Annotated in this window: 11 protein-coding genes; 9 read left to right on the plus strand and 2 right to left on the minus strand. The window is 65.1% G+C overall.

Features of this window, described 5'->3' with window-relative positions; translation table 11 throughout:
* Positions 1-83 precede the first annotated feature (83 nt).
* Positions 84-698 (minus strand): type VI secretion system lipoprotein TssJ, encoded by a 615-nt coding sequence (gene tssJ, locus F3J19_RS07415; protein WP_167039298.1) that lies wholly within the window; start codon positions 696-698, stop codon positions 84-86.
* A 360-nt stretch (positions 699-1,058) separates the two neighbouring features.
* On the opposite strand from tssJ, the gene F3J19_RS07420 reads away from it, so the two are divergent.
* The 9 genes from F3J19_RS07420 to tssA all read left to right on the plus strand — a co-directional run bounded on the left by F3J19_RS07420 (position 1,059) and on the right by tssA (position 11,878).
* Positions 1,059-1,742 carry a hypothetical protein gene (locus F3J19_RS07420; protein WP_167039299.1) on the plus strand — a complete coding sequence of 228 codons (684 nt, stop codon included), beginning with the start codon at positions 1,059-1,061 and terminating at the stop codon, positions 1,740-1,742.
* Between the two features lie 58 nt (positions 1,743-1,800).
* The gene (gene tssB, locus F3J19_RS07425; RefSeq protein WP_167039301.1) at positions 1,801-2,346 is read left to right on the plus strand and encodes a type VI secretion system contractile sheath small subunit; all 546 of its coding nucleotides are present in this window, start codon (positions 1,801-1,803) and stop codon (positions 2,344-2,346) included.
* 18 nt (positions 2,347-2,364) lie between these two features.
* Positions 2,365-3,858, plus strand: a complete 1,494-nt coding sequence (gene tssC, locus F3J19_RS07430; RefSeq protein WP_167039303.1) for a type VI secretion system contractile sheath large subunit — start codon at positions 2,365-2,367, stop codon at positions 3,856-3,858.
* A gap of 130 nt (positions 3,859-3,988) precedes the next feature.
* A complete protein-coding gene (locus F3J19_RS07435) occupies positions 3,989-4,492 on the plus strand; it encodes a type VI secretion system tube protein Hcp (protein WP_167039305.1) in 504 nt (167 codons plus the stop codon).
* A gap of 106 nt (positions 4,493-4,598) precedes the next feature.
* Positions 4,599-5,078: a type VI secretion system baseplate subunit TssE gene (gene tssE, locus F3J19_RS07440; RefSeq protein ID WP_167039307.1), complete on the plus strand. Its 480-nt coding sequence runs from the start codon at positions 4,599-4,601 to the stop codon at positions 5,076-5,078.
* Positions 5,079-5,151: 73 nt separating this feature from the next.
* Positions 5,152-6,990 carry a type VI secretion system baseplate subunit TssF gene (tssF, locus tag F3J19_RS07445; protein ID WP_167039309.1) on the plus strand — a complete coding sequence of 613 codons (1,839 nt, stop codon included), beginning with the start codon at positions 5,152-5,154 and terminating at the stop codon, positions 6,988-6,990.
* Entirely contained in the window at positions 6,954-8,039 is a 1,086-nt protein-coding gene (gene tssG, locus F3J19_RS07450; RefSeq protein ID WP_167039311.1) for a type VI secretion system baseplate subunit TssG, read from the plus strand. Before tssF ends, tssG begins: the two co-directional genes overlap by 37 nt.
* A gap of 31 nt (positions 8,040-8,070) precedes the next feature.
* Positions 8,071-10,740: a type VI secretion system ATPase TssH gene (tssH, locus tag F3J19_RS07455; RefSeq protein ID WP_167039313.1), complete on the plus strand. Its 2,670-nt coding sequence runs from the start codon at positions 8,071-8,073 to the stop codon at positions 10,738-10,740.
* Between the two features lies 1 nt (position 10,741).
* The gene (gene tssA, locus F3J19_RS07460) at positions 10,742-11,878 is read left to right on the plus strand and encodes a type VI secretion system protein TssA (RefSeq protein WP_167039315.1); all 1,137 of its coding nucleotides are present in this window, start codon (positions 10,742-10,744) and stop codon (positions 11,876-11,878) included.
* Between the two features lie 131 nt (positions 11,879-12,009).
* On the opposite strand, the gene F3J19_RS07465 is transcribed toward tssA, so the two are convergent.
* Positions 12,010-12,852, minus strand: an 843-nt coding sequence (locus F3J19_RS07465) for an OmpA family protein (protein WP_167039317.1), incomplete at its 5' end; no start/stop codon positions are given.

Raw genomic sequence — 12,852 nt, forward strand, 5'->3', positions numbered from 1 at the left:
CGGCTATATGCGTGATTCAGCCTATTCCGCTCGCGGCAGCGATTGAGAGACTGAAATTGTTAAATATTCCGTTTGCCCGTTATTCACCCGCAAGTCACCGACGAAAGCAGATTCAGCGGCTGCGACGGTAATCCTTGCTGAGGCGGGATCACTGTGCCGTTCGTGACGGTCATCGCGCAGTTATGCAGGCCGACCATTATGCCGGATTTCTCGGATTTGGCAGGATCGAAGGCGAATTTCCAGCGCTGCATGGCCGGGTCGCGGAATAGCGCGACAACCCCGAATGCCTGTGCTTCCCGCGAAACCTTTTCGGTGGCGTTATATCGCTGCCCCGGAATCAGCGTCACCTCGCGCACGCCGAGCAGGTCGCTACCCAGCGCGCTCTTTTCCTTCGCCGAGTCGGTAAACGTATCGAAAGGCGCTTGTTGGAATGACGTAGGGTCCTTCAGCACGTAGAGCCGCACCACCAGCGCGAGCGGCTTGTTGTCGGTCGCCGCGTTGAGATTGGGGGCCGCCAGCAGGGTGATGCCGAGATTGCGCGGCGGTTTCTGGCTGTCCGGCACATCGGGCTTGCCGATGCCCGCGAGCTGCAAGGCTGCCGACGCTGCGCTGCCGAGTGCCGGCACGGCCGCCGCGCAGCCTGCCAGCTGAATGCTGGCGAGAAGAATCGATGCGAAACGAATAACGCGCGCATTCATTTTTATTGCGCCGGGCGCGAATGCCCGGGACCCCTTGAGTGGTGAACTGCGACCTGGATTATGCCGACCGCATAACCAAGCGTTTAACCCCGTGTTGCGCCAATAATTACGCGGTTATGTCATGCGGCAATCTTTGCCGACTCGCTCATCAATACATTTGATTGAAAAAGAAATTATTTCCAGTGCCAATTTCTTGCCGCTGCACACTCCCGGCTTCAAAGAAACTAATTAGAGTGTGCACCGATCATTCAGAAGTTGAATTATCAAAAATTGGCCTGTACTATACCCGCGCACTGGAGCTAAAGCAAAGCTCTGATTTCCCTTCCATCGAATTAAAAACTACACGTTGGTGAAACCACAATGATAAACCGGGTCATTACAGGGCTCTTCGGGGTGGTGTTGGCATGCGGGGTGATCGCGGGCTGCGCTACGCAGGACAACAACCTTGCGGCTTCACCGGACGCATTCAACAAGGCGTTGGCCGATGCCGACGCCGCGGCGAAGGGCGGCGACCAGGACCACGCGATCGCGCAGTACCAGAAGCTCGCCGCCGCCGATCCCACACGCGAGGAACCGTGGTCGCGCATCGCGCAGATCCAGTTCCAGCAGCAGCACTACGGACAAGCCATCGTCGCCGCGCAGGAAGCGCTGCAGCGCGACCAGAGCGACCGCGACGCGAAGAGCGTGCTGGCGGTGGCCGGCCTGCGCGTCGCCACCCAATCGCTCGGCGAACTGCGCCAGGACGCCTCGCTGCAAGGCGACGCGAAATCCGATGCGCAGGCGCTCGCGAAGCAGTTGCGCGACACGCTCGGCGAGGACTCGCTGTTCCCGCCCGAGCAGGCGGCCGAGAAGCCCGCGCCGAGGAAGCGCCGCATCGTGCGGCACGTGCAGAAGCCGGTGGCGAAGCCCGCCGAGGCGACCGAAGCGGCGGCCGCGCCGTCCGCACCCGCCGGTCCGGCTCCGGCCGTCCCAGCCGTTCCGGCAGCACCCGCGGCCAAGGCCGCGAAGAGCGGCGCGGCCGATCCGTTCAGCGCGCTGCGCTGACGGCCTCGCGGTGAATGGTCGACAACAGGCTTGAACGACTCGAACAGGGGAGCCCTCGATGGCAAAGAAAGAAAGTATCCAGAAGCGCTTGCAGAAAGTGCGGCCGCCGCGCGTTCAACTGACCTACGAGGTCGAACTCGGCGATGCGATCGAGGTGAAGGAGTTGCCGTTCGTGGTCGGCGTGATGGGCGATCTCGCGGGGCAGTCGGAAGTCGAGCAGCCGCGTTTGCGTGACCGCAAGTTCGTCAATATCGACCGCGATAATTTCGACGACGTGATGAAAGGCATCGAGCCGCGCGCCGCGTTCCAGGTCGAGAACCGGCTCAGCGAAGCGGGCGGCAAGTTCGCCGTGGACCTGCGCTTTCGCTCGATGGCCGATTTCAATCCCGACGAAGTCGTCGAGCAGATCGAGCCGCTGCGCCGCCTGCTCGAGGCGCGCTCGAAGCTCGCGGACCTGCGCAACAAGCTCGCCGGCAACGACAAGCTCGAAGACCTGCTGAGCGAAGTGCTCGCCAACACGCAGCAGTTGCAGGCGCTCGCGGGTGGCGCGAACGAGGCGGCAGGCGATGCGGGCAAAGAACCCAGCGACGGCGGCGATCAATAAGCGCCGGGGGAGATCGACATGAATCAGCAAACTGGCGCGGTTCGTACCGCCGCCGTGGAAGAAAACCAGGCCACGTCTTCGCTGCTCGACGAGATCGTCGAGAAGAGCAAGGTTGCGAAATCCGAGTCCGAGCATGCGCGCGCGAAAGACCTGATCGGCGAACTCGTGCATCAGGTGCTGGACGGCACCGTGGTCGTCTCGAACAATCTCTCGGCGACCATCGATGCCCGCGTGGCCGAACTCGACCGCCTGATCTCGACCCAGTTGAGCGCCGTGATGCACGCGCAGGAATTCCAGCGCCTCGAAAGCACGTGGCGCGGTCTCGAGTATCTGTGCAAGGAAAGCAATACCGGCTCGACCATCAAGATCAAGGCGTTGCATGCGCCGAAGCGCGACGTCGTGCGCGACTTCAAGACCGCGGTCGAATTCGACCAGAGCGCGCTCTTCAAGAAGATCTACGAGGAAGAGTTCGGCACCTTCGGCGGTGCGCCGTTCGGCGCCCTGATCGGCGATTACGAGGTGACGCGCCAGCCGGAAGACATGTATTTCATCGAGCAGATGTCGCACGTCGCGGCGGCGGCGCACGCGCCGTTCATCGCGTCGGCCTCGCCGGAACTGCTCGGGCTCGAATCGTTCGCCGACCTTGGCAAGCCGCGCGATCTCGGCAAGGTGTTCGACACCGTCGAATACACGAAGTGGAAGTCGTTCCGCGACGCGGAGGATTCGCGCTACGTGGGCCTCACGTTGCCGCGCTTTCTCGGCCGCCTGCCGTTCAATCCGAAAGACGGCGCGACGGCGGAAGGCTTCAATTTCGTCGAAGACGTCGACGGCACCGATCACGCCAAATACCTCTGGTGTAACGCGGCATGGGCCTTCGCGGCACGCCTGACGGCGGCGTTCGACGACTTCGGCTGGTGCGCGGCGATTCGCGGCGTGGAAGGCGGCGGTCTCGTCGAAGACCTGCCGACGCATACGTTCAAGACCGACGACGGCGAAATCGCGCTGAAATGCCCGACCGAAATCGCCATCACCGACCGGCGCGAAAAGGAACTGAGCGACCTCGGCTTCATTCCGCTCGTCCATTGCAAGAACTCGGACTACGCGGCGTTCTTTGCCGCGCAATCGGTGCAGAAGCCGAAGAAATACAGTACCGACAACGCGAACGCGAATGCCGTGCTGTCCGCGCAGTTGCAGTACATCTTCTCGGTGTCGCGCGTTGCGCACTATCTGAAGGCGATGATGCGCGACAAGATCGGTAGCTTCGCGTCCGCGCAAAACGTCGAAGTATTCCTGAATCGCTGGATTTCGCAGTACGTCCTGCTCGACGACAACGCCTCGCAGGAGCAGAAGGCGCAGTTTCCGTTGCGCGAGGCATCGATTCAGGTCAGCGAGATTCCGGGCAAGCCGGGCTCGTACCGGTCGGTCGCTTTCCTGCGGCCGCATTTCCAGCTCGACGAGCTGTCGATTTCGCTGCGGCTCGTGGCGGATCTACCGAAACCGGCCAATTCGTAATGGCGCGAACGGGCTGAACCGGGATGAGTGGACCGTCGTCCGGCGGCTCACTCCGACACGTGACCCGGGGCATCAAGCCCGGGGCACGTAAAAACTACCGCAAACCACCTTTCTGGGGAGTCGAGGAATTATGAAGGATATCTATCTAAAATTCGGAAATCCCGCGATCAAGGGCGAGTCGCAGGATAAGGACCACGCAGGCTGGATCGAGATCGATTCGTGGAGTCACTCGATCCTGCAACCGCGTTCGGCAACGGCCTCGACGGCGGGCGGCCACACCGCCGAGCGTTGCGAGCACTCCGACATGCGCTTCACGAAGGACATCGACGTGGTCAGCCCGCTGATTTATCAGCACGCGTCGGGCGGCACGACCTTCGACGAAGTGACGATCGACTTCATGCGCTCGGACGGCGAGGGCAACCGCATCAAGTACCTCGAAATCAAGCTCAAGTACGTGATCATCTCCAGCATCACGCCGGAAGTCATCGGCGAAGGGTTGCCCACGGAGCAGTTCTCGCTCAAGTATGCGGCCGTGCAGTGGAAGTACACGCAGCAGAAGATCGGCGGCAACCAGGGCGGCAATGCGCAGGGCGCATGGAGCCTCACGAAGAACGACAAGACCTACGCGGTCTGACGCAAGCCGGCGTCACGCAGGGCAGGCGAGGGCGGTGCGCATTGGCGCGGGCCGCCTGCCTGCGTTTGTGCCTGCGCCCTATTGCTGACTGATATCACTTGAACCGATGAAGCGTTTCGAGCCAGGTTTGCTCGACAAGCTCTTCGACGATGATCCGCACTCGCCGGCACCGGCGGCGGTGCGGCAGTTGTCGATCGAAGAACTCAAGGGGACCGTTGCGCGCGATCTGGAGTCGATCCTGAACTCGCGCATCGTGTTCACGGAGTCCGACCTCGCGATGTTGCCCGAGTGCCGCCGTTCGATCCTGACTTACGGGCTGAACGACTTCGCGGGGCTTAGTCTCGCGAGCCATTACGATCGGGCCTTCATCTGCAAGTCGATCCAGCAGGCGATCGAGCGCCACGAACCGCGCCTGCAACGCGTGTCGGTGACGCTTGAACTGAACGAGCGCTCGACCAACGCGCTGTACTTCGGGATTCAGGCGATGCTGGTGGTGCATCCGGCGCAGGAGCCGGTGAATTTCGACGCGCTGCTGCAGCCCTCGACGCTGCAGTATTCGGTCACGCGCGCACGCGCGAAGTCCTGACGCCGGCGGCCATGGGCCGCATCGCGCGAGATAACAGGACGTAAAGGAAGTTTCGGGGGCGGGAGAGTCATAGATGGAAGAGCTGTTGCCGTATTACGAACGCGAACTGTCGTTCCTGCGGCGTTATTCGCGCGAATTCGCACAGCGCTATCCGAAGATCGCGGCCCGCCTTGCGATGACGGGGGAGCACTGCGAGGACCCGCACGTCGAACGGATGATCGAATCGTTCGCGCTGCTCGGCGCTCGCATCAACAAGCGTCTCGACGACGATTATCCCGAGTTCACCGAGGCGCTGCTCGAAGTTCTGTACCCGCATTATCTGCGTCCGTTTCCGGCGTGCTCGATCGCGCAGCTCGGCGTCGCGGGCTCGTTCGGCAACCTCACCGAGCCGGCGGTGATCGAGCGCGGCACGGAACTCAAGTCGCGGCCGATCCGCGGCGTGCAATGCCGCTTTCGCACCGCCTACGACGTGACGCTCGCGCCGATCCGCATTTCCGAGGCGCGTTACGTGCCGGCGGCAACTGCGCCGAGCGCGACCGTTCTGCCGCCGAACGCGACGGGCGTGTTGTCGATCACGTTCGAATCCACTTCGCCGCAATTCGATCTCTCCGCGTGGAAGAGCGGTGCGCTGCGCACTTACCTGCATGGCGAGCAGTCGTTCATCGCGGCGCTCGGCGACTGCCTGTTCGTGCATGCGATCGCCGCCTACGCGGAACCCGAACGCAACGGCCGCTGGCGCGCGCTTTCCGCGCTGCCGTTCGCGCAAGTCGGTTTCGACGAGGCCGACGCGCTGATCGACTATCCGGCGAAATCGCATCCGGCCTATCGGCTCCTCACCGAGTATTTCGCGTTTCCCGACAAGTTCGATTTCGTCGACTTCGACCTCGCCGTGATGACCGCGGCGGCGGGCCGCTGTCAGCGGCTCACGCTTCACATCGTGCTCAAGGAAGTGCGCGGCGACTCGCACGTCGCGCGGCTGCTGGACACGCTCGCGGCGCATCATCTGCGGCTCTTCTGCACGCCCGTGGTGAACCTCTTCAAGCAGCACGGCGAGCCGATCCGCCTCGATCATCAGGCGGCATCGTATCCGGTCGTGGCAGAGGGGCGGCGCGCATTCGCCTACGAAGTCTATTCGATCGACTCCGTGCAGCTGGTGCGGCAGCGCGCGCACGAGGAATCGGTCATCGAGTTCCGGCCGTTTTATTCGCTGCGTCATGGCGAGACGATGCGCGCCGGCCACTACTGGTTTGCGCGGCGCGACGAGTGGGTCGCGCAAAAGAGCCCGGGCTACGAAACCGAAATTTCGATTGTCGATATCGACTTCGACATGGCCGAGCAGCAGAACGAAACATTGAGCCTCGAACTGACCTGTACCAACCGAGATCTGCCCACGAGCCTCGCGACCGGGATCGAAGGGGGCGACCTGTTTCTGGAAGGCGGCACGATCACGAGCAGCATCTCGCTGCTGATGCGTCCGACGCCGTGCGTGCGTTTCGAGCGCCGCCAGGCTGCGCACTGGCGGCTCATTTCGCATCTCGCGCTGAACCACGTCTCGCTCGCGAGTCAGGGCGCCACCACGCTCAAGGAAATGCTCGCGCTCTACGACCTGCGCCGCACGGCGGTGTCGGCGCGGCATATCGACGGCATTGTCGACGTCGAGCAGCGCGCGGCCGTGCAATGGCTGCCCGGCAAGCCGTTCGCGACCTTCGTGCGCGGCCTGGAGATACGGCTCACCGTCGACGAAGACCACTTCGTCGGCACGAGCCTCGGAACGTTCGTGCGCGTGATCGACGTATTCTTCGGGCTTTACGTGCATATCAACAGCTTCGTACAACTGGTCGTCGTGTCGCGACGCACCGGCGAGGAGATCATGCGATGCAGTCCCCGCAGCGGCGAATCGATTCTGGCGTAATCGGGCGCCTGCTCGACGAGCCGCACCGCTTTGCGTTTTTTCAGGCGGTGCGCCTGCTCGAACGCTGGTTCGTCGAGAACAGCGACGCGCGGCAGCGCGACGTTCTCCCGCAGCGCATCGGCTTTCGCAATACGCTGTCGCTCGCGTTTCCGCCCAGCGAAATCGCGGAGGCCGTGTCGTACGACGCGGCCGGCGCGCCGCTGGCCGACGCGCGCGAGCGGGCGGACGCGCTCGATGCCGGCGAACTCGAACGCGTGGATCTCACGCCCGCGTTCTTCGGACTGCTCGGCGGTCAAGGCGCGCTGCCGCTGCACTATACCGAGCAGATCGTCGCGCGCGAGCAATTGCGGCGCGACCGCGCCGCGCGCGAATTCTTCGACGTGTTCTCGAATCGCGCCACGGCGCTGTTCTATTCGGCGTGGAAGAAATACCGCCTGCCGTTCCATTACGAACTCGACCGCGACGAGCGCTACCTGCCGCTCCTGCTCGCGCTGGCGGGTGTCGCCAACGACGGGCCGCGTGCGAGTCTGCAGGACGGCACGGGCGCGCTGTTCGACGAGGCGATAGCGGGCCATGCGGTGGCCGCGCGTCATCAGCCGGTTTCCGCCGCGTATCTGCGTCATACGCTCTCCGACTATTTCGGCGTGCCCGTGCGCGTCGAGCAGTTCGTCGGCAAGTGGTACGACGTGCCGCCCGACCAGCTGTCCATGCTCGGCCGGCGCAACGCGATGCTCGGCGCCACGGCGCTCGCGGGCCAGCGCGTTTGGCAACGCGACATGCGCGCGCGTCTCGTCATCGGGCCGCTGTCGAAGGCCGATTACGAGGCCTTCCTGCCGGGCGCCGAACACGCGGTCGCGCTCGAACGCATGCTCACGCTGCTCGCGCGCGTGACGCTCGAATACGAGGTGCTGCTCGTGCTGCGCCGCGAAGACGTGGGGCCTAGCCATCTCGGCGCCGGCGCGCGGCTCGGCTGGGACGCCTTTCTTTGCACGCACGAAGCCGACCGCGATCGCCGCGACGCACGCTACGAACTGCACGTCATCCATTGAACACAAGAGCCCCGAGGCCGGACCGCACATCATGAGCACGCCCCTTAAAACCCTGATCGCCAAGCTGAACACGACATGCCGGCTCGCCGCGGAGCGCGCCGCGAGCGTGTGTCTGTCGCGCGGGCACTATGAAGTCGATCTGGAGCATCTGCTGCTCGCGCTGCTCGAAGAGCCCGCGAGCGATCTCGCGTGCGTGCTGCGCACGGCGCGTGTCGACGCGCATGCGTTGCGCGCGGATCTCGAACGCGAATTGCAGCGGTTCAAGACCGGCAATACACGTACGCCGGTCTTCTCGCCGCATCTGATTGCACTGTTCGAGCAGGCCTGGCTGATCGCCTCGCTCGACTCGCAGATCGGGCGCATCCGTTCCGGCCATCTGCTGCTCGCGTTGTTGAGCGCGCCTGATCTCGCGCAGTTCGCGCAGCGCATGTCGGCGCGTTTCGCGGACGTGCCCGTCGCGGAACTCAAGCATCGCTTCGACGAGGTCACGCAAGGATCGGTCGAGGCCGCGCCGCGCGAGTCCGCGAGCGAGGCCGATGCCGGCGCCGGGCCCGTCGCGCACGATGCACCCGGCGCGCCGTCGAAAACGCCCGCGCTCGACACGTATACGACCGACCTGACCCAGCGCGCGCGCGACGGCCATGTCGACCCCGTGATCGGCCGCGAAGCGGAGATTCGCCAGGCGATCGACATCCTGATGCGCCGCCGCCAGAACAATCCGATCCTGACGGGCGAGCCGGGTGTCGGCAAGACGGCGGTCGTGGAAGGGCTCGCGCTGCGCATCGCCGCGGGCGACGTGCCGGAGCCGCTGCGCGGCGTGGCGTTGCGCGTGCTGGACATGGGGCTGCTGCAGGCCGGCGCGAGCGTGAAGGGCGAGTTCGAGAACCGCCTGAAGAGCGTGATCGACGAAGTGAAGAAAAGCCCGCAGCCGATCGTGCTGTTCATCGACGAGGCGCACACGATCATCGGCGCGGGCGGGCAGGCGGGCCAGAACGACGCGGCGAACCTGCTCAAGCCCGCGCTCGCGCGCGGCGAGTTGCGCACGATTGCCGCGACGACATGGAGCGAATACAAGCGCTACTTCGAGAAAGACGCGGCGCTCGCGCGGCGCTTCCAGGTGGTGAAGATCGAGGAGCCCGACGAAACGCTCGCGGCCGCCATGCTGCGCGGCATGGTGAATCTCATGGAGCGCCACTTCCACGTGCGCATTCTCGACGAGGCGATTACCGAGGCCGTGCGGCTGTCGCATCGCTACATCAGCGCGCGGCAATTGCCCGACAAGGCCGTGAGCGTGCTCGATACCGCCTGCGCCAAGGTGGCGCTCGCGCAGGGCGCGACGCCGGGCGCGATCGACGACGGTAAGAAGCACATCGAGCGCATCGAGGCGGAGATCGCCTCGCTCGAACGGGAGACCGTGCACGGCGCCGCGCACGATGAGCGGCTCGCCGCGCTGCGTGAGCAGCGCGATGCCGCCGCCCGCGAACTGGCCGACAACGAGGTGCGCCATGTCGAGGAGCGCGAACTCGTGGCGCGGATCACGGAACTGCGCGGCCAGATCGACGCGGCGCGCGAGGACAATACGTCATCCGAACGAATGCAGGCAGCCGATGCGGCGCGCGAGGCGCTGCCGCCGCTGATCGAGCGCCTGCACGCCTTGCAGTCCGAGGCGCCGATGGTCCCGTTGCAGGTCGATGCGCACGTGGTGGCCGAAATCGTCGCGTCCTGGACCGGCATTCCGCTCGGCCGCATGGTGAAAGACGAGATCGATACCGTTCTGAAGCTCGATTCGCTGCTGGCCGCGCGCGTCATCGGGCAGGACCATGCGCTCGAAGCGATTGCGCAGCGTGTGCGCACGGCGGGCGCGAATCTCGAAGACCCGAACAAGCCGCGCGGCGTCTTCATGTTCGTGGGGCCGTCCGGCGTGGGCAAGACCGAGACGGCGCTCGCGCTTGCCGACATTCTCTACGGCGGCGAGCGCAAGCTCGTCACGATCAACATGAGCGAGTATCAGGAAGCGCATAGCGTGTCGGGTCTGAAAGGCTCGCCGCCCGGCTACGTCGGTTATGGCGAGGGCGGTGTGCTGACCGAGGCCGTGCGCCGCAACCCGTATTCGGTCGTGCTGCTCGACGAAGTGGAAAAGGCCCATCCCGACGTGCTGGAAATGTTCTTCCAGGTCTTCGACAAAGGCACGATGGACGACGCCGAAGGCCGCGCGATCGACTTCCGCAATACGCTCATCATCCTCACGTCGAACGTGGGTTCGACCGCCGTCATGCAGGCGTGCCTGAACAAGTCCGCCGAAGAACTGCCGGATGCGCAGGCGCTTGCCGAGCTGTTGCGCCCGCAGTTGTACAAGACCTTCAAGCCGGCCTTCCTCGGCCGCATGAAGGTCGTGCCGTATTACCCGATTTCCGACGACGTGCTGGCGGAGATCATCGAGCTGAAGCTGGAGCGCATTCGCCGCCGTATCGAAGCGAACCACGGCGCCACGTTCGAATGGGACGAGTCGCTCGTCGACGCCGTGCTCGCGCGTTGCACCGAGGTCGACTCGGGCGCGCGCAACGTCGATCACATTCTGAACGGCACGCTCCTGCCGGAACTCGCGCAGCAGATCCTGGAGCGTATCGCGCAGGGCACGTCGCTCGCGCGCGTGAGCGTGCGCGCGGACGAGGCTGGCGAGTTCGAGTACACGGTGGAATGACATGACGGATATGACCGCGCTGCTCGCGCCCATCAACGAAGCGTCGCCATGCGGCGACGATCTGCTGTTTTCGTCGGACTTCGATGCGATCCAGCATGCGCGCCGTTTCGACGACGCCTCGCTCGATCAGGGCGAATGGATCACCGACATCAAGGAAGCCGACTGGCCCTTCGTCGTCGAGCGTTGCACGGCCCTGCTGGGCACGCAGACGAAGGACCTGCGCCTCGCCGTGTGGCTGACCGAGGCGCTGGCGATTCAGGACGGCGTGCCGGGACTCGCGCAGGGCTACACGCTGCTGACCGGACTCGTCGAACGGTATTGGGAGCAGGTGCATCCGCTGCCCGAAGGCGACGACACCGAGTATCGCCTCGGCAACGTCGCATGGCTGGCGGGCCGCTCGGCGGAGTTGCTGCGCTCGGTGCCGCTGACGCAATCGGGCGTCGCGTTCAGCGCGCTCGACTGGGATGTCGCGATGCACGTCGCGCAGGCGGTCAAGCGCGATCCCGATCACGCAGACGACATTGCGCGCGGCAAGCCGTCGGTGGAGCAGATCGACGCCTCGAAGCGTGCCACGCCGGCCGCGTTCTATCGCACGCTGCTCGCGCAACTGAAGGCCTTCGAGGGCGCGCTCGCGGCGCTCGACCAGGCGCTCGACTCGCACGCCGGGGATGCCGCGCCCAGTTTCCGCCAGGCGCGCGACGCCTGCGAGAGCGTTTATCGACTTGCGGAGCGGTTTGCGCGCGACGTGGGCGTGAATCCGCACGAGGCCGAGCAGCAGCAAGAACAGGAACAGGGGCAGGCCGTGCCGCCCGCCGGCGTATCCGCGGCGAACGAGCGCGCGGAGCCGAGCTTCAGGACACCTTTGCCGGTCGAGGACACCATGGCGAATCCGATTCGAATGCCGGTCCGCGCGCACGCGGGCATCCAGAGCCGCGCCGAGGCCGTTGCGCAATTGCGCGCGGTCGCCGTTTTCTTTCGCGAGACCGAGCCGCACAGCCCCGCCGCCTATCTCGCGGACAAAGCCGCCGAGTGGGCGGAAATGCCGCTGCATCAGTGGCTCTCGACGGTGGTGAAGGACGACGGCACGCTCGCGCATATTCGCGAGATGCTGGGCGTGAAGACGGACGATGCGGGCTAGGCGCGTTTATCGATGAGACGTGCGGCCTCGGTATCGCTTGCGCTCGGCGTGCCCACGCCGAGCAAACCACGCAAGTCACGCAAACCGCGCGCAACAGGCCGATAAGGCGCCCGCTCCCGCGCGGACCGTGCTCACAGCCCCACGCGGAACTCGATGCGCCGGTTGCGCGCGCGTCCGTCGCTCGTATCGTTCGACGCGATCGGCTGGTCGGGGCCTACGCCCGTCGTCGTCATCTGTTGCGGCGAAATGCCCTTCGTCACGAGATAGCCCTTCACCGCATCGGCGCGCGCCTGGCTCAACGCAATGTTCGACGTGCGATTGCCGGCGTTGTCCGTGTGCCCGATGATGTCCACCGTGCGCGTATTCAGCTTCGCAAGCACGGCCGCCATCTGGTCGAGAATCGCGCGGCCTTGCGGCGTGAGCGTCGCGCTGCCCGTTTCGAACTCGATCGTGCGGTTCGCGAGCGTCTGGTCGAGCAGGCCCTGCTCGGAAGCGCTCACGTGCAGTCCGTTGCGGATCGTGTAAGTCGGATTGAGCGCGGTGGCCATGTCGCTCGCGATCTGCTGGCGCATGGCCTCGTTGCCGACCTCGCCGCGCACGTCGATCTGCGTGCCGTCGATCTTCAGCTGTCCTTTGTGGATCTGCTTGAGTTGCGGGCTGAGCAGCTTCTGCACGTTGGCCGACCAGTTCGGCGGCGTGGCGACGTCGCCCACTTCGATCTGATCGACCACGTTGGCCGCGCCGTAGGTCTCGCGCAGACGCGCGAGCACGGCCGCGTGCGTGGCTTCGTCGGGCACCTTGCCGCCCGCCACGACCTGGCCCGGCGTGGCATTGACGGGCGCCGGCGTCGAGGTGGCGCCCGCGCGGGGCAACGACGCAGCAAGCGGGGCCGGCGCGGCCGAGGCGTTGGCCGGCGGCAGCACCGTGGTCTGGACCTGCGCGCCGCTGTTGTCGACCGGCGTGACGCGCGCCGG

The organism is Burkholderia sp. Ax-1724 (assembly GCF_011752995.1).
Classification (GTDB): domain Bacteria; phylum Pseudomonadota; class Gammaproteobacteria; order Burkholderiales; family Burkholderiaceae; genus Paraburkholderia.